The 16,442-nt window shown below is 61.3% G+C and carries 14 protein-coding genes and 1 riboswitch; of the genes, 5 read left to right on the top strand and 9 right to left on the bottom strand.

The window, feature by feature from the left end; genetic code table 11:
- Positions 1–48: 48 nt before the first annotated feature.
- The 5 genes from BLL36_RS20730 to ahcY form a co-directional block, all read right to left on the bottom strand.
- The gene (locus BLL36_RS20730; protein ID WP_076953181.1) at positions 49–1,929 is read right to left on the bottom strand and encodes a DEAD/DEAH box helicase; all 1,881 of its coding nucleotides are present in this window, start codon (positions 1,927–1,929) and stop codon (positions 49–51) included.
- A 221-nt stretch (positions 1,930–2,150) separates the two neighbouring features.
- Entirely contained in the window at positions 2,151–2,942 is a 792-nt protein-coding gene (locus BLL36_RS20735; protein WP_076953182.1) for a substrate-binding periplasmic protein, read from the bottom strand.
- A gap of 63 nt (positions 2,943–3,005) precedes the next feature.
- Complete coding sequence (locus BLL36_RS20740) at positions 3,006–4,088, bottom strand: hypothetical protein (protein ID WP_076953183.1); 1,083 nt, start codon at positions 4,086–4,088, stop codon at positions 3,006–3,008.
- A gap of 80 nt (positions 4,089–4,168) precedes the next feature.
- Positions 4,169–5,014, bottom strand: coding sequence for a methylenetetrahydrofolate reductase [NAD(P)H] (gene metF / locus BLL36_RS20745; protein WP_076953184.1), 846 nt, complete (start codon positions 5,012–5,014; stop codon positions 4,169–4,171).
- A 176-nt stretch (positions 5,015–5,190) separates the two neighbouring features.
- The gene (gene ahcY, locus BLL36_RS20750; RefSeq protein ID WP_076953185.1) at positions 5,191–6,600 is read right to left on the bottom strand and encodes an adenosylhomocysteinase; all 1,410 of its coding nucleotides are present in this window, start codon (positions 6,598–6,600) and stop codon (positions 5,191–5,193) included.
- Between the two features lie 21 nt (positions 6,601–6,621).
- Positions 6,622–6,728: riboswitch (S-adenosyl-L-homocysteine riboswitch) on the bottom strand.
- Positions 6,729–6,926: 198 nt separating this feature from the next.
- Here ahcY and BLL36_RS20755 point away from each other — a divergent pair.
- From BLL36_RS20755 to BLL36_RS20765, 3 genes are all read left to right on the top strand, one after another.
- Positions 6,927–7,331 (top strand): acyl-CoA thioesterase, encoded by a 405-nt coding sequence (locus BLL36_RS20755; RefSeq protein WP_076953186.1) that lies wholly within the window; start codon positions 6,927–6,929, stop codon positions 7,329–7,331.
- 98 nt (positions 7,332–7,429) lie between these two features.
- Positions 7,430–9,361: a patatin-like phospholipase family protein gene (locus tag BLL36_RS20760; protein ID WP_076953187.1), complete on the top strand. Its 1,932-nt coding sequence runs from the start codon at positions 7,430–7,432 to the stop codon at positions 9,359–9,361.
- Between the two features lie 71 nt (positions 9,362–9,432).
- On the top strand, positions 9,433–10,320 hold the full coding sequence (locus BLL36_RS20765) for a formate/nitrite transporter family protein (RefSeq protein ID WP_076953364.1): 888 nt from the start codon (positions 9,433–9,435) through the stop codon (positions 10,318–10,320).
- Here the strand turns inward: BLL36_RS20765 and BLL36_RS20770 are convergent.
- Complete coding sequence (locus BLL36_RS20770; RefSeq protein WP_076953188.1) at positions 10,314–11,573, bottom strand: cation:proton antiporter; 1,260 nt, start codon at positions 11,571–11,573, stop codon at positions 10,314–10,316. The genes BLL36_RS20765 and BLL36_RS20770 overlap by 7 nt on opposite strands.
- A 194-nt stretch (positions 11,574–11,767) precedes the next feature.
- On the opposite strand from BLL36_RS20770, the gene BLL36_RS20775 reads away from it, so the two are divergent.
- On the top strand, positions 11,768–12,154 hold the full coding sequence (locus tag BLL36_RS20775; RefSeq protein WP_076953189.1) for an MAPEG family protein: 387 nt from the start codon (positions 11,768–11,770) through the stop codon (positions 12,152–12,154).
- Between the two features lie 325 nt (positions 12,155–12,479).
- Here the strand turns inward: BLL36_RS20775 and mltA are convergent, their stop codons facing one another.
- Positions 12,480–13,664 (bottom strand): murein transglycosylase A, encoded by a 1,185-nt coding sequence (gene mltA / locus BLL36_RS20780; RefSeq protein WP_076953190.1) that lies wholly within the window; start codon positions 13,662–13,664, stop codon positions 12,480–12,482.
- A 128-nt stretch (positions 13,665–13,792) separates the two neighbouring features.
- Here mltA and BLL36_RS20785 point away from each other — a divergent pair, with 128 nt between their 5' ends.
- Entirely contained in the window at positions 13,793–14,242 is a 450-nt protein-coding gene (locus BLL36_RS20785; protein WP_076953191.1) for a c-type cytochrome, read from the top strand.
- A gap of 6 nt (positions 14,243–14,248) precedes the next feature.
- Here BLL36_RS20785 and BLL36_RS20790 read toward each other — a convergent pair whose 3' ends face one another.
- Positions 14,249–14,644 (bottom strand): DUF1090 domain-containing protein, encoded by a 396-nt coding sequence (locus tag BLL36_RS20790; RefSeq protein WP_076953192.1) that lies wholly within the window; start codon positions 14,642–14,644, stop codon positions 14,249–14,251.
- 39 nt (positions 14,645–14,683) lie between these two features.
- Positions 14,684–16,348 carry an NAD-dependent DNA ligase LigB gene (gene ligB / locus BLL36_RS20795; protein ID WP_076953193.1) on the bottom strand — a complete coding sequence of 555 codons (1,665 nt, stop codon included), beginning with the start codon at positions 16,346–16,348 and terminating at the stop codon, positions 14,684–14,686.
- Positions 16,349–16,442 lie beyond the last annotated feature (94 nt).

Consider the following 16,442-nt stretch of genomic DNA (forward strand, 5'->3'; position numbering starts at 1 on the left):
ATGCCCCGTCTCGAAAGAGGCGGGGCATTTTTTATGGCGCTTTGAAACTCAGCGGTTACGTGTCAGCAACGCTGGTTTCTCACCCCGAGGACGGCCTGGCAGTTGATCCAGCTGCTCAGGTGTCGGGAAGCGATCAGCCTTCGACTCCTTGTGGATGATCTTCGGCGCCGGGCCACCGCGCGGGTTTTGCACGGCTGGCTCGGACAGCGGCTGGTCGTCGCGCGCCGGACGGCGGTTGTTGCTGCGCGAATCTTCGCGACGCGCCTGGCCGTCACGCGGTGCGCCGTTGCGCGGGCCGCTGCGTTTGGCAGGCGGGGTACCGGTGGTGCCGCCGCTGCTGTTGCGTGGACCGTTCTGGCGAGCGCCTTGTGGCTGACCGCCACGTGGAGCGGCTGCGCCTGTGCCCTGTGCCGGGGCACCTGGGCGCCGGCCACGGCCTTGTGCCGGCTTGGCTTGTGGCACGTAGTCGACACGGTTACCGAAGTTGTCCACGTCGTCGTCAAGGAACTCGTCCGGGGCGCGGTCGGCTGAGGCGCGTGGCGGCTGGCTCGGCTGGCGCTGTTCGCGGGCCGGGGTGCCTTCACGTGGCTTTTGCTCGCGGGCCGGGCGTTCGCCACGGCTGCTGGTCGCGGTTTTTTCCTTGCCTTTGTCTTTACCCTTGTCGCGACGACCACCACCGCCACCGCCGCCGTTCGGGCCATCGCCCTTCGGACCGCGTGGGTTGCGCGGGTTACGCACGTCCGGACGCTCGCGCGCTTCAGGCTTCTCGGCCTCCACTGCGCTGGAATCGAAGCCCATCAGGTCGCCATCGGCGATTTTCTGCTTGGTCATGCGCTCGATGCTTTTGAGCAGTTTTTCTTCGTCCGGTGCAACCAGGGAGATGGCTTCACCCGAACGACCGGCGCGGCCGGTACGGCCGATACGGTGCACGTAGTCTTCATCGACGTTCGGCAGCTCGAAGTTGACCACGTGTGGCAGTTGGTCGATATCCAGGCCGCGGGCGGCGATATCGGTGGCGACCAGGATGCGTACGGAACCGGCCTTGAAGTCGGCCAGGGCCTTGGTGCGCGCGTTCTGGCTCTTGTTGCCGTGGATGGCGACGGCGGTGAGGCCGTGCTTGTCCAGGTACTCGGCCAGGCGGTTGGCGCCGTGCTTGGTACGGGTGAACACCAGCACCTGTTCCCAGGCACCGTGGGTGATCAAGTGCGCCAGCAGCGAGCGCTTGTGGCTGGCGGCCAGGCGGAACACGCGTTGCTCGATACGCTCGACCGTGGTGTTCGGCGGCGTGACTTCGATGCGTTCCGGGTTGTGCAACAGCTTGCCGGCCAGGGCGGTGATGTCCTGGGAGAACGTCGCCGAGAACAGCAGGTTCTGACGTTTGGCCGGCAGGCGGGCGAGGACCTTTTTCACGTCATGGACAAAGCCCATGTCGAGCATGCGGTCGGCTTCGTCCAGCACGAGGATTTCCACGTGGGACAAATCGACGCTGCCCTGGCCGCACAGGTCGAGCAAACGACCCGGGCACGCCACCAGCACGTCCACGCCTCGGGACATGGCCTGAACCTGTGGGTTCATGCCAACGCCGCCGAAGATGCAGGCACTGACGAACTTCAAGTCGCGGGCATACAGCTTGAAGCTGTCGTGCACTTGCGCGGCGAGTTCGCGGGTTGGGGTCAGGACCAGTACGCGCGGTTGGCGCGGGCCGTGACGCTGGGATTTGTCCGGGTGACCGTTGGGGAACAACCGCTCCAGGATCGGAAGGGCGAAACCACCGGTTTTACCAGTACCTGTCTGCGCCGCGACCATCAGGTCGCGACCTTGCAACACGGCGGGAATGGCCCGCTGTTGCACCGGAGTAGGCTCGGTATAGCCCGCTGCCTCGATGGCGCGGACTAAAGCCTCGGAGAGACCGAGGGAAGCAAAGGACATGAGTAATCCTGTTTTAGTTAGGGCTTGGCCCAAAGGGATAATCTTGCCGGGCGTGAATGGCGCTTAGGGGAGCGCAATCCCGTCCGGTCCTGCTGCGTCTGGCGGGCACTCCACCGGCTCGCGCGGGCTGAAAGCTGCGCTGTAGCGGGGTTGGGTGCCTTTTTCAAGACCTCAGCGGCCGGGCGTAAGCCTGGCGGAAAGGCCGGAGTATAACAGAGCAATCACTGCGCGCTGCTTTCCTGCTGCTCAACGGTGTGTTCGAAGCCCCTGATTACTTGGATTCCACCGTATTTGGCACTCAACGCGGTGTAGGCCGGCTCCTGTTTGAAGCGTTTAAGTTCGGCGGCGAAGCGTTGCACCAGCAAGTCCATGCCCGCGCCACGGCGCACGGCGAGGAACTGCTGCTGGCGGCTGAGCACTGCCGGCGCCTGGCTGACCTTGCCTTCCAGGCCCAATACCTTGATCACATGCTGGCCTACCCGGCGGTCGGTAATCAACAGATCGATGCGCCCGCGCATCAATTTGCCGAAGTTGGCCTCATGGCTGGGGGCCGCTTCGCGGTTGAACAGGCTGGAATCGCTGAATGCCGTGCCGTACAGGTAGCCGGGCGACGTACCGACAGTAAGACCGTGCAGATCTTCGAGGCCTTGCACGGGGTGGGGGCGCTCATTGGCGTAGAACAGCACGAACTCCACCTCCGACAACGGTTCGCTGGGGTAGAGCAGCAGGGCGTCGCGCTCATGGCTGTGGAAAATATCCAGCGCCCCGTCGGCCTGGCCTTGCTCGAGCATCGCCAGGCAGCGCTTCCAGGGCAGGAATTGCCATTGCACCTCTACCCCAAGGCGCTGGAACACGATCACGGTGGTTTCGTAGTCCAGCCCTTGCATGGCGCCCTGTTCCTCATACACGTAGGGCGCCCAGGGCTCGGTGACAATGCGCAATTTCTCGCCATGAGCGGCCAGGCTCAGGCAAGCAAAAAGGGCAGCAGTCGCAAGTTTCAGGATCACGGGCATGCCCTGAGGTTACGATGCTCCCGTGCTAAATAGAAGCTCTGGCACAGGCATTTGCGGGCAGCGCTATTTTGTTCCTGAGCTCATCAGGTGATCGTAGATGGCGGTGCGGCGTTCGCCGAGGATCAGGCGCACCACCGGGTTGGCGAACCAGTGTTCCAGTTGGTGCGCATCGACCGGGCATTTCTGGCGCTCTTCCTGGTTCTGCCGGGCTTTGTCCCACCAGACCGGGCCGCATGCCTGGTCAAACTCGTTTTCGTGTTCGTAGCAACCGTAGAGAATCTCGCGGATAAATTGCTGCTGGCGCTTGGGCAGGGCCAGGGTGATCAGCTTGTACATCAGGCGCTGCAGGCGCGGTGGACGCGGCAGGTGAGCGGACACCTTGCGGGTATCGGCCAGTGCCTGGGCACTGATAGGGTCGCCGGCGTGCTTGGCGATCCACGCCTTGACCTTGGCACGGAACAGCTGTTTTCGGCTCCAGTAGTGATGAATCAGGTCCGGACACTGGCGCACATTGACCTTGCGGTAGGCGGCGACCGACAGGCAGAACTCTTCCAGGGTGTAGGCACCGTTGGCCATCGGGAACAGTTCGTCCATCAGCTCGATCGATTGGTCCAGCAGGTACGCGTCTTGGCGGGCCAGGCCCATGACGCCGGAGTTGAGCAGCCACATGGTGTCGTCGGCCAGGCCTTTGTCGGCCAGGTGCTTGGCGAGGGTCACGTACAGCACGCTTTCGCGGTTATCGCCGTATTTGGCGTGGAAGGCGTTGCACAGCAAGCTGCCGGGGGCGACGCGTTCGAACAGCGCCATGGGCGAATCGTGGAAAAACGTGTCGGTGTCGATCAGCAGCGCTTGTTCCGCCGTTTCGAGCACTTGGCGCAACAGTACGTGTTTGGTGCGGAAATGGTAACCGTGGGGCTCGCTCCAGCGTTGGCGCGTGGCTTGGTCCAGCGTATGGACCTGCACCGGCAAACCCTGGTAGGGCGCCGGGTTGTCGCTGAACACCTGGATGTCCAGTGGCAGGTCCTGTGCGCCGCCCAGATGCGTCAGGGCGCTGGCAATGCTGAATACCGCTTCCTGATGGTAGGTCTCTGCGCCGAATACCAGGTAAACCAGCTGCGGGCGGTGAGTCGGGGGCGCTGTATTCATTTACTGCGGGCTTCCATTCCGGGAGGTTTGAATAAAAAAGCCCCCGTATGAACGAGGGCCTGGATGTTATTTGAACAACCTCAGCGCGGCAGCTTGAGATTGTTCCAGATGGCCAGGCTCGGTTCGGCCTGGTTCAGGGTATAGAAATGCAGGCCTGGCGCGCCACCTTGCAACAATTTTTCACACATCGTGCTGATGACCTGTTCGCCGAACGCCTGGATGCTCTTGACGTCGTCGCCATAGGCCTCCAGTTGTTTGCGCACCCACCGCGGGATTTCGGCACCGCAGGCGTCGGAGAAACGCGCCAGCTTGCTGTAGTTGGTAATCGGCATGATGCCCGGCACGATCGGAATGTTCACACCCATGGCCTGTACACGCTCGACGAAATAGAAGTAGCTGTCGGCGTTGAAGAAGTATTGGGTAATGGCACTGTCGGCGCCGGCGTTGGCCTTGCGCACGAAGTTGCGCAGGTCGTCTTCGAAATTGCGCGCCTGGGGATGCATCTCAGGGTAGGCCGCCACTTCGATATGGAAGTGATCGCCCGTCTCTTCGCGGATGAAGCTCACCAGGTCATTGGCGTAGCGCAGCTCACCGCTGGCCATGCCCATGCCGGACGGCAGGTCGCCACGCAGGGCAACGATGCGCTGGATACCGGCGGCCTTGTATTGGGTGAGCAGGCCGCGCAGGTCGTCCTTGCTGTCGCCCACGCACGAAAGGTGCGGAGCGGCGGGAACTTTGACTTGGCTTTCCAGCTGCAACACGGTGTTGATCGTGCGATCACGGGTCGAACCGCCAGCGCCGTAGGTGCAGGAAAAGAAGTCGGGGTTGTAGCTGGCCAACTGCGTGGCGGTCGCCATCAGTTTTTCATGCCCAGCATCGGTCTTGGTCGGGAAGAACTCGAAGCTGTAGCGACGGTCTTGGGACATGGTAATACCCTTTGAAACTCAGAGTGCCGGAAGGCGTACACCGTCAATGCAGGCACCCGCTTCATGTGGGAGCCGGGCTTGCCCGCGATGCAGGCACCTCGGTGCATGAGGCATACCGAGGCGATGCTATCGCAGGCAAGCCAGCTCCCACATGAAGCCGGCGTCTACAGGGTCGATCAGTAGCGGTAAGCGTGCGGCTTGAACGGACCTTCAACGGTCACGCCGATGTAGTCGGCCTGGGTCTTGGTCAGTTGAGTCACGACGCCGCCGAAGCCGCGGACCATTTCCAGGGCCACTTCCTCGTCGAGTTTCTTGGGCAGTACTTCCACGGTCAGGCGCTCGGCTTTCTGGGCGGGCGACAGGTCGGCGTATTTCTGGCCGAACAAGAAGATCTGCGCCAATACCTGGTTGGCGAACGAGCCGTCCATGATGCGGCTTGGGTGGCCGGTGGCGTTGCCCAGGTTAACCAGGCGGCCTTCGGCCAGCAGGATCAGGTAGTCGTCGTTCTGCGGATCAAAGGCGCCGCTACCGGTACGGTGAACCTTGTGTACCTGTGGCTTCACTTCTTCCCATGCCCAGTTCTTGCGCATGAAAGCGGTGTCGATTTCGTTGTCGAAGTGGCCGATGTTGCAGACCACCGCGCGCTTCTTCAGGGCCTTGAGCATGTTCGCGTCGCAGACGTTCACGTTGCCGGTGGTGGTCACGATCAGGTCGATCTTGCCCAGCAGGGCCTTGTCGATGCTGCCTTCGGTGCCGTCGTTGATACCGTCGATGAATGGCGAAACCACTTCGAAGCCGTCCATGCAGGCTTGCATGGCGCAGATCGGGTCAACTTCGGAGACCTTGACGATCATGCCTTCCTGGCGCAGGGACTGGGACGAGCCCTTGCCCACGTCACCGTAGCCGATCACCAGGGCTTGCTTGCCCGACAGCAGGTGGTCGGTACCACGCTTGATCGCATCGTTGAGGCTGTGACGGCAGCCGTACTTGTTGTCGTTCTTGCTCTTGGTCACCGAGTCGTTGACGTTGATGGCCGGGATTTTCAGCTCGCCCTTGGCCAGCATGTCCAGCAGGCGGTGCACGCCGGTGGTGGTTTCTTCGGTCACGCCGTGGACGCGGTCGAGAATCTGCGGGTACTTCTTGTGCAGCAACTCGGTCAGGTCACCGCCGTCGTCGAGGATCATGTTGGCGTCCCATGGCGCGCCATCCTTGAGGATGGTTTGTTCCAGGCACCACTCGTACTCTTCTTCGGTCTCGCCTTTCCAGGCGAATACCGGGATACCGGCGGCGGCGATGGCGGCAGCGGCCTGGTCTTGAGTCGAGAAAATGTTGCAGGACGACCAACGCACTTCGGCACCCAGGGCAACCAGGGTTTCGATCAGCACGGCCGTCTGGATGGTCATGTGGATGCAGCCCAGAATCTTCGCGCCCTTGAGCGGCTGTTCAGCGGCGTACTTGCGACGCAGGCCCATCAGGGCAGGCATTTCGGATTCGGCGATAAAGGTTTCGCGACGGCCCCAGGCGGCGAGGGACATGTCGGCGACTTTGTAGTCGTTGAATTCTGCAGGCGTAATTACAGCGCTCATGAAGAGCCTCCATTCGTAGTGTGCGAATGGGCGCCGTTGTGCGTTTAGTATCAGGCCAGGGCAACCAGGCCGGACAACGCCCCATCCGAGCCTGACAGGCCAAGCCTGCTGCAGCGCCCCTCGGACAGGTGGCGGGAGAACGGTATCAATTGAAGATGACCGTTTTGAAACGGGGGCGATTATAGCCGTGTGCGCCAGACTTCCCAAGCCTTTCCGTCGGCCACATGAAGATCGCTCATGGCGTTGATAGGCAAAGGCTCATAGAGCTTGGCGCCGGGCTCTGCCATGATGTTGGCCATCATTTGGCAAGACGCTTTGGAGTGACCATGAACTTTCACACCCGTAAATGGGTAAAACCCGAAGACCTCAACCCCAACGGCACGCTGTTCGGTGGCAGCCTGCTGCGCTGGATCGACGAAGAAGCGGCCATCTACGCCATCGTCCAACTGGGCAACCAGCGCGTGGTGACCAAGTACATCTCCGAAATCAACTTTGTCAGCGCTTCGCGCCAGGGCGACATCATCGAGCTGGGCATCACCGCCACGGAGTTCGGCCGCACCTCCATCACCCTGACCTGTGAAGTGCGCAACAAAATCACCCGCAAAAGCATCCTCACTGTCGAGAAAATGGTGTTCGTCAACCTCGGCGAAGACGGTTTGCCGGCGCCCCACGGGCGTACCGAAATCAAGTACGTGAAAGACCAGTTCAGGGAAGACAGTCTTCCCGAGTAGTCATACAGCGGTCCGATTTCTTTACCAAATCGTTCCGTATGGATCGTCGCGGGGTTCCCTCATCACTCAGGACCACACCCTGTAGAGAGAACCCATGGATGAAAGTGTTTAATTCGTTCGCCAAGATTCAACCCCCCTTGAGCGAAGCTGCCCATTCCAAGGCCAATCCCGTTGTGAAGACGCCGTTGGTGGAGGGCGTGGGCGAGCGCAACCTGACGCTGTTGCGCGACAAGCAGGGACGGGTGGAGGTGATCTTATCGGCCCCCCCCGTCAAGAGCCTGGTGCTCAGTGGGGGAGGGGCCAAGGGCATCGCTTTTTCGGGCGTGGTGCAGGCCCTTGAGGAGGCCGGAAAGCTGCAAGGCCTGCAATCGGCCTCGGGCTCATCTGCCGGGGCGATTTCGGCGGCGCTGATTGCCAGCGGGATGGGGGCTGCCGCGTTTGACCGGTTGTCGGACAGCATCGATCTGCCAAGCCTGCTCAATAGCAAGGACGCCGTAACGGCCTGGATACAAGATGCCAGTACGGCACTTGGCAAACTCGCCGGCCATTTGCCCGGCCCCGTTGGCAATATTTCCCAGCTATTAATGACCTTACTGCCGCGCCTGCAGACTGAGGCCGCGCCTCTTGAAGAATTAATCCGCAAGGAGTCGCGCCAGTCGATTCTGGGTCATATCGCGCGCACCCCTCGAACGTCTCGGCCGCGCGAAGTCATGCGCATTGCCGACAAGCTGAGCGCGGGTGGCGCGCCGACGTTTGGGGATCTTGAGGTGTTGAGCCGGCATATTCCCCAAATCAAGCAACTCCATATCACCGGCACCGGGATGTTTGGCGGCCGCCCGCAGTTAGTGATGTTCAATGCCAGCCTGACCCCGCAAATGGATATCGCCAGGGCAGCGCATATTTCAGGCTCGCTGCCGGTAGTGTTCAAGAGCCCGGTAGAGCAAGGTCATGGTTTCCAGGCCTCAGCTGAAACCACTGCGTTCAAGGACGGTGGCTTGCTGCTGAACACGCCAGCCCCCGGCGTGGTGGATCGGGCATTTCCCGATAGCCCCCTGAACAAATCCGAATCGTTGATCGTCAAGTTCGAGCCCCGCGCCACTGACGCGCCACCTCGCAGTGGGAGTTTTTTCAGTAGCGTGGCTGACCGGGTGACGGGTGTTGCGCACTCGGCCGCCGGGGCCTTGCAGGACAAAAAATTCGAAGCGTTCGCCGATCAGATTGTGACATTGCCCCTCAATACCGAAAAAGGCGACTTTCGTGGCCTGCTCACGGGCACGGTCAATTTCACCATGCAGGATGAACAGAAGCAGCTTTTGCAGGCGAAGGCGCGTCAAGCAGTAGAGACGCATTTGGAGCGGCGCACGACGGCACTTGAACATCACTCGTTCCGTTCACTGGATGACGCGGTTCTGGCCATGGATGATGAAATGCTCGCCAGTGTGCGCCCGACGCTGCAAAAAGACCCGACGGCGGCGGATGTCCTGGCGTTTCGCGAAAACGCGCAGCAGGCGTTGGACACACTCAATGAGGCGATTGTCGAGGCCAACCAGTCACAGGACGCGCTGGCGTTCACGCCGAGCATTTTGTCGGCACTGCGTAATCTTGATGCCCTGGCCCGACGGCCTGAGCACATCGATTGGTTAGGGCGGCGCTTGAACCTCGCAGGTGAGCGCAACTTTCAGCAATTATTGCAAGCCGCGGCCCGACAGATCGCAGGCGGTGCACTGCCGATGTCCAAAGTTCTCGACGGCGCCGTCACCGAAATGAAGCTGCGTGATGTTGCAATGAAGGCTGAAAACTTCACGCGGGAGGTGATCTACCCCTCTTTGTTCCGAGCTGGCCAACCCCAGTCCAACGTTGAGTTGTTGCACCGTGCGGCGCAGGACCTGGCCTGGGCTGCGACACCCACCGAGTTCAACCGGGTACTCGATACCATCAGCGCCAATTACCGAGCGCGCAACAAACCGTGGGGCAAGGCGTCCAACGCCACCACCGTGGAAATGGCCAAGGCCTGGAAGCTGCAGGTTTAGTTGCCTGGCCACTGAACAGCCACTGTGGCGGCGTGTCGTAGCTACAGGCACCCCTTGGACTCTGGATGATCATGGCCACCGAAGAAGCAGGCAAAACCCCCAATCTGTCGCAGGAAGAGCAGCAGGACGTCGACAAGAACCAGCCGCCGCGCGCGGCTGTATTGCACGAAATCATCCGTACCCAGGGTGACCAGGAACTGGAGCGCAGTGTCGCCGCCTTATGGTGGTCGGCATTGGCGGCCGGGCTGACCATGGGCCTGTCGCTGATGGCCATGGGGCTGCTCAACTCGCGCTTGCCGGACGCTGAAGGCTTCAAGGTGATTGCCAGCTTCGGTTACTGCGCGGGCTTTCTGGCGGTCATCCTTGCGCGCCAGCAACTGTTCACGGAAAACACCCTGACCGCGGTGCTGCCCGTGATGAGCAAGCCCACGCTGGGCAACGCCGGCCGGCTGTTGCGGTTATGGACGGTGGTGCTGGTGGGCAACCTGTGCGGTACTTTGCTGGTGGCTTATGTGATGTTGCACCTGCCGATCTTCGATACCAAGACCGACCTGGCCTTCCTCGAAATCGGGCGCAAGATCATGGAGAACGACAGCGGCCAGATGTTCGCCAAGGGCATTATTTCCGGCTGGATGATCGCCACCATGGTGTGGATGATCCCGTCCATGGAAAGCGCCAAGATGTTCATCATTATCCTGATCACCTACCTCATGGCGCTGGGAGACTTCACGCATATCGTGGTCGGCTCGGCGGAAGTGTCCTACCTGGTGTTTGCCGGCGAACTGCCGTGGGAAGACTTCTGGCTGGTGTTTGCCGGGCCAACCCTGGCGGGCAATATCATCGGCGGCAGCTTTATCTTTGCTCTGATCAGCCATGCGCAGATTCGCAGCGAAAGCAGCCTGCCCGGCAAAAAGGCTGCGGACCCGAGGCATCCGCAGCCTATCAACAAGAATCAGTGAACGTCTGGCGCGGCCTGAGGTTCGTCCCGGGTCACGCGTTTGACCAGCTTGCCGATGCTCAGCCCCTGCAACAGGATCGACGACAACACCACGATGTAGGTGATGCTCAACAGCAGGTCACGCTCCGGGCCCAATGGCAGGGCCAGCGCCAAGGCCACTGACACCCCGCCGCGCAAGCCACCCCAGGTCAGAATGCGGATGGTGCCGCGTGGCACCGTGCGCCAGCGGCGCAGCAGCAGGATGGCGGGGGCGACCGTGAGCAGGCGCGACAGCAGGATCGCCACGGCCAGCAGGCTGGCGGCGAACACGTGCAGCCAGTTGAACGGCAACAGCAGCAGCTCCATGCCGATCAGCGCGAACAGCAGGGCGTTGAGCATGTCGTCGAGCAGTTCCCAGAAACCGTCGAGGTAGCGGCGGGTCATGTCGTTCATCGCCAGCTTGCGTCCCAGGTTGCCGATGATCAGGCCGGCCACCACCATCGCAATCGGCGCGGAGACGTGCAATTCAGTGGCCATCGCCGAGCCGCCGATCACCAGGGCTAGGGTCAGCATCACCTCGATCTGATGCTGTTCGATGCTTTTGATCATCAGGTACACCAGGTAGCCGATCAGGCCGCCGAATACCACGCCGCCAATGGCTTCATGGGCGAACAGCATGGCTGTGGCGCTCACGGTGGGGGTTTCACCCAGTTGCGCGATGCCCAGCAACACGGTGAACACCACCACGGCGGTGCCGTCGTTGAACAGCGATTCGCCGACGATAGTGGTTTTCAACGGTTTAGAGGCATTGGCGGTACGCAATACACCCAGCACCGCGATCGGGTCGGTGGGGGAAATCAGCGCGCCGAACAGCAGGCAGTAGAGGAAGCTGACGTGCCAGCCAAACAGGGCAAAGATGTAATACGCCAGGCTGCCGATGACCACGGTAGCGATCAATACGCCGAAGGTCGCCAGCAGGCCGATAGGCCAGCGGTAGCTGCGCAGGTCGTTCAGGTTGACGTGCAAGGCGCCGGCGAACAGCAGGAAGGAGAGCATCCAGTTCATCAGCAAGTCGCCGAAGTCGATCTGGCCGATCAACTGCTGGATGCGTTCTTCAAGGCCTGGATAGCCGAGAAAGCTCAAGCCCTGCAGGATCAGGGAAAACACCAGGGCCGTCACCATCACGCCAATCGTGGGCGGCAGGCCGATAAAGCGGAAGTTCACATAGGTGAGCAGGGTGGTGAGGCAAATGAAGGCGGCGACAAGTTCAAGCATCCGGGGTCCTTGGGCGTTGGGTGGAGGAGTGTCGATGAGGGATGGACCGCAGGCGGCCCATGGGGTTGCCAGGCATTGGGCATTCGCGCGACAGCCCCTTTGGGCTCGGTAAGGCTCCTGGCGGGTGGGTGCGGCCTGGCATTTTTAGTGATAAAACTCAAATTGCTGTTTAAAAACCAAAAAAGGAATAAGTCATGACGGTTGCTTTCTGGTGCGTGTTGATCGCTATTTTTCTGCCTTACCTGTGCACAGGGGTCGCCAAGTTCAGCGGCGGTAAATTCCGCCCGCAACACAATCACGATCCACGGGCCTTCCTGGAGACACTCAAAGGGCTTGCCAAGCGTGCTCACAATGCCCAGCTCAACAGCTTCGAAGTGACCCCGGCATTTGCGGCGGCCGTGATTATCGCGCATTTGGCGGGCACGGCCGAATTGGTCACCATCAATGTGCTGGCGGTGCTGTTTATCACCAGCCGCCTGCTGTACATCATCTGCTACCTGGCGGACTGGGCGATGCTGCGTTCGCTGGTGTGGCTTGTGGGGATGGTGTTGATTGCGAGTTTCTTCTTCGTCTCGATCTAGAGCCTGACGCATCCCTTGTGGGAGCTGGTTTGCCTGCGATAGCCATGGGTATCTACACATCTTTGTAGTGAGCGGGCTTGTCCCGCGCTGGGTGGCGAAGCCGCCCCAATAAATACGCCGCAGAGTTCCAGATAAATCCAAGTCGCCTGGTTTGGGGCCGCTTCGCAGCCCAGCGCGGGACAAGCCCGCTCACTACAGATGCTCGCATGCCTTAAAAAAATCTGTAGATACCTATGCTGCGATAGCAGTGTGTCAGTCAGCATTGATGTTTGCTGACACTACGCGATCGCAGGCAAGCCAGCTCCCACACTGATCTATATCTTCTTCAGGTTCCTGTCGGCGCATCCGGCACCTGCGGCAACGCCGCGCCTTTGGGCCACAGCATCCAGATTTGCCCCTGCTGTTTCATGTTGCCTGCCAGCTCACCCGCCGCAGCACCGGTGCCCCAGAACAAGTCTGCGCGCACTTCGCCGGTAATTGCACCGCCGGTGTCCTGTGCCGCCACCGGTCGGGTGATCGGCGAACCGTCCGGCTTTGTGGTCGACAGCCACAACAGGCTGCCCAGCGGGATCACCTTGCGATCCACCGCCACGCTGTAGCCGGCCGTCAGTGGCACGTTCAGTGAGCCGCGCGGCCCTTCGTTGCTATCGGGCCGGGCGCTGAAGAACACATAGCTGGGGTTGCTCGCCAACAGCTCCGGAATACGCTGCGGGTGCGCCTTCGCCCATGCGCTGATGGCGCCCATGGTCACGTCTTCCTTCTTCAGTTCGCCTTGCTCCACCAGCCAGCGGCCAATCGGGCGGTAGGGGTAGCCGTTCTGGTCGCCATAACCGACGCGCAGTTGGCGCCCACCGGGCAGTTGAATGCGGCCAGAGCCTTGGATTTGCAGGAATTGCAGGTCCATCGGGTCGGTCAGCCAGGCAATCGGCTTGGCCGTGGAACCCTGGCCGTTGATGGCGCTGGCATCGTCATAGGGCTTGAGCACGCGACCTTCCAGGCGACCCCGCAGGCGCTTGCCCTTGAGCTCGGGGTAGATGCTTTCCAGATTGACGATAATCAGGTCATCCGGCACGCCATACACCGGCACATTGGCTTTGGCGGTCTTGGTCAGGCTACCGGGGTAGACGGGTTCGTAATAGCCGGTGATCAAGCCGTTGGGGGTGTTGTCGGCCGAGCGCAGGCCGAACACATCCAGGCGCTCCTTGAGAAAACCGCGTACTGACACGGCATCACCCGGCACTGCGGCGGCGGCTGCGCAAGTTGTACCCCACACCGGGTCGGCCTTCAGGCGCTGGCAGGCGCTGCGCCAGGATTCGAAACCGGCCAGCAGGTCGCTGTCCGATACCGCCGGCAGCGCTTCCCATGGCGCGCTGACATAAGTGGCGACAGCGTGAGGCTTGGCAGTTTCATCTTTGGCTGTTTCTTTACCCGCATCACAGCCGGCCAGTAGCGCGATCATCGGCAGAGCCCACGCCAGGCGGCGGCTCCAGGGTTTCAAGGTGACATTCATACAAACATTTCCTGAAGCGATTGCCCGCGCCGCAGCGCTGTTGGGCAACCCTTATTAAAAATAGGGCTATTGGCCTTTAGAGGCAGGGCGGGGATACTGGCCGCCGTTTCCCGGACCTCGAAGCCACCATGACTTTTAAACGACTGACTGTTGTACTGCTGGCCTGCCTGGCACTGTCCGCCTGCGGCGGCGTTGACCCCAATTCGCCGCTGGGCCAGCGCAAGGCCATCTTCAAGCAGATGCTCAAGACCAATGAAGACCTGGGCGGCATGCTGCGTGGGCGTATCCCGTTCGACGGCGCCAGGTTCGCCGAAGGCGCGGTCAAGCTGGACGCGCTGTCCCATGAACCGTGGAAGCATTTCCCGAGCGTACGCGAAGACGATCACACCAGCGCCAAGGACGATGTGTGGCGCAAACAGGCGCAATTCCAGCAACTGGCGGGCGACCTGGAAGCGGCCACCGGTGAATTGGTGACCGCCAGCCGGATCCAGCCCTACAAGGCCAGCAACCTGGGGCCAGCGGTGCAGAAAGTCGAAGATGCCTGCAGCGCCTGCCATAAGCAATTCCGGGACCATTGACCGGCTTTACTGATCGAGCTCTTCCACCGCTTCCTGCAGCTCCTTGCGCGACTCGGCGAGCTTGTCCTTACGTTTGTTGATTTTTTCCGCGTCGCCTTTTTTCATGGCCTTGTCCAGGTCGGCCTGGCGGCGGCTGACTTCTTGCTTGGCGTCGAGCACCTTGTTTTCCCGTTCTTTCTTCAGGGACGCATCGGTGCAATTGGCGGTGACTTCGCTCAGGGCTTTTTCAAGGCCGGCTTGTTGCCCGCTGTCACCGTGAGCCTTGGCCTGTTCGATCTGGGTGCTGATGGCTTGGCGCTTGGCGGCGCAGCCGGTGAGTTGGGGCGCTTGCTCTGCAGCCAGCAGTGGCGTGGCCATGAAGCCTGCGAAGGTCAGCAAGGCAAAGGGGGCTAGAAATTTCATGTGGAACTCCAAGGTCGCAATCTGATGGCCGGCTGGGGTTCAAAACCCGTCGATGCCGGCCACGCGTAATGTGTCTGCCAAGGCCTGTACCTGCGGGTCGCGGAAAAAGGCGCTCAATTGCGCTGCGCGGCCCGGGCCGATGCCATCGATGGCCAGCCAGGTTTGGGTGTCTCTGGCGACCAGCGTGTGCCAGTCACCTTCAAGGTTGTTACGTGCCGCAGGCGGTACACCCAAGGCTTTGAGCCATTGGGCAAAGGGCCGTTGCCGCGCGCTTTGAAGGCTCTCGAGCACTCGCGCACGGCTGCGATCACCGAAGCCTTCAATGTTAGCAAGCTCTGCCGCATCCAGGGTCAACCAATCGAGAAAGCCTGCGATTAGACCGGCCTGGATCAAGACGTTCCAAGTCTCGCGGCCTATATGGGGTAACGCGAGGCCCTGGTTGCCGCTCAGCCAGGCGAGGCGCGCCAGCAATTGCTCTTCGCAGCCAGGGTCCAGTTGCCAGCAGCTCAAGGCATGAAAGTTTCGCGGGTCAGGTACCGGCAGATCTGCCCGGTGGGTATGTCGCAGGATGACCTCGTCCAGCCTGGGGATCACCTGACCCGCCAGGCTGATCGACACCTGGTCGCCAGGGCGGATATCCAGCGCTTGCCAGCGCTTCAATGAGCCGACGCTCACCCGGCTGATCGAGCGGTCATCCAACTTCACCGGCTCCAGCTCCAGCATGGGCGTGATGCGCCCGGTGCGGCCGATTTTGAATTGCACGTTGCGCACCAGTGCCAGCGCCTTGACCACCGGGTATTTCCAGGCGACCGCCCAGTAAGGCGCACTGACCTGCCAACGTTCGGCAGGCGCGTGTTGTGCCTGGTGCAGCACCACCCCATCGCTGGCGAAGGGCAGCGGGTGGTTGTACCAATAGGTGCGCCAGTGCGCGGCTTCGGCGATGTCCCGAACGGGCTGGCTGTAGCGTTGGCTGTCAGTAAACCCCCAGCGCGCCAGGGTGGCCAGGCGCTCGGTAAACGAGCCAGGCCCTTCAGGCCACGCCCAGACGAACAGGCCAATGCCGGCGGCGTCAGTGTCGCTCAGTCGCAGGCGGTTCATCAGCCCAGCCACTTTACTGCGGGCATTGAGCCCCCCAATGGCCGATTGCACATGGTCGTCAAGGCGCCAATAGAGTTCGCCTTGCAGCACCAGGTCGATAGGTTCGGGCAACTGCTGGACAATCCCCGGAATATGGCGCGCGGAGGCCGACCAGTCGTGGCCCTTTACGCCGTCACCTCGGCTGATGACTTGGTGCAGGCGCCCCTTGCGATACACCAGGGTCACCGCAACACCGTCCACCTTGGGTTGGATCCAGACATCCTGGCGTGTACTTAGCCAAGTGCCGACAGCCTGTTCGTCCAGCAATTTTTCCAGGCCGGTATGGGCAATGGGGTGAGCCAGGGTGCCGCGTGAGCTCGCAAGCGGTCTGTCGGGCGTCGCTGTGGTTTCGGGAAAGCAATGGCGCCAGTGGGTCAAGCGCTGGCGGGCCTGGTCGTAGAGTTCATCGCCGATGGGGGACTGGCCAAGCCGGTGATAGCTGTCATCCCACTGGCGGATTTGCTCGGCGAGGGTGCCGAGTTGTGAGCGGGCTTCTTGCGGGCAATCTTCGGCCCATGCCCAGAGGGGCAACGCGCTGAGTAAAAGAGCAACCGGTAATCGCATCATGAGCATCCTTGCCCGGAAAGGGTGCCCAGCCTAAATGATTCACACGGCCACAAAAAAGCCCCGACAGCGCGGGGCTTTTTTGCCGGGTGTTTCA

It is taken from the genome of Pseudomonas cedrina subsp. cedrina, from assembly GCF_001983175.1.
In the GTDB taxonomy this organism is placed as follows: Bacteria; Pseudomonadota; Gammaproteobacteria; order Pseudomonadales; family Pseudomonadaceae; genus Aquipseudomonas; species Aquipseudomonas cedrina.

Excerpts from the sequence above, each read along its gene's own strand:
- BLL36_RS20730 (WP_076953181.1), bottom strand. The coding sequence starts at position 1,929 with ATGTCCTTTGCTTCCCTCGGTCTCTCCGAGGCTTTAGTCCGCGCCATC.
- BLL36_RS20735 (WP_076953182.1), bottom strand. The coding sequence starts at position 2,942 with ATGCCCGTGATCCTGAAACTTGCGACTGCTGCCCTTTTTGCTTGCCTG.
- BLL36_RS20740 (WP_076953183.1), bottom strand. The coding sequence starts at position 4,088 with ATGAATACAGCGCCCCCGACTCACCGCCCGCAGCTGGTTTACCTGGTA.
- metF (WP_076953184.1), bottom strand. The coding sequence starts at position 5,014 with ATGTCCCAAGACCGTCGCTACAGCTTCGAGTTCTTCCCGACCAAGACC.
- ahcY (WP_076953185.1), bottom strand. The coding sequence starts at position 6,600 with ATGAGCGCTGTAATTACGCCTGCAGAATTCAACGACTACAAAGTCGCC.
- BLL36_RS20755 (WP_076953186.1), top strand. The coding sequence starts at position 6,927 with ATGAACTTTCACACCCGTAAATGGGTAAAACCCGAAGACCTCAACCCC.
- BLL36_RS20760 (WP_076953187.1), top strand. The coding sequence starts at position 7,430 with ATGAAAGTGTTTAATTCGTTCGCCAAGATTCAACCCCCCTTGAGCGAA.
- BLL36_RS20765 (WP_076953364.1), top strand. The coding sequence starts at position 9,433 with ATGGCCACCGAAGAAGCAGGCAAAACCCCCAATCTGTCGCAGGAAGAG.
- BLL36_RS20770 (WP_076953188.1), bottom strand. The coding sequence starts at position 11,573 with ATGCTTGAACTTGTCGCCGCCTTCATTTGCCTCACCACCCTGCTCACC.
- BLL36_RS20775 (WP_076953189.1), top strand. The coding sequence starts at position 11,768 with ATGACGGTTGCTTTCTGGTGCGTGTTGATCGCTATTTTTCTGCCTTAC.
- mltA (WP_076953190.1), bottom strand. The coding sequence starts at position 13,664 with ATGAATGTCACCTTGAAACCCTGGAGCCGCCGCCTGGCGTGGGCTCTG.
- BLL36_RS20785 (WP_076953191.1), top strand. The coding sequence starts at position 13,793 with ATGACTTTTAAACGACTGACTGTTGTACTGCTGGCCTGCCTGGCACTG.
- BLL36_RS20790 (WP_076953192.1), bottom strand. The coding sequence starts at position 14,644 with ATGAAATTTCTAGCCCCCTTTGCCTTGCTGACCTTCGCAGGCTTCATG.
- ligB (WP_076953193.1), bottom strand. The coding sequence starts at position 16,348 with ATGATGCGATTACCGGTTGCTCTTTTACTCAGCGCGTTGCCCCTCTGG.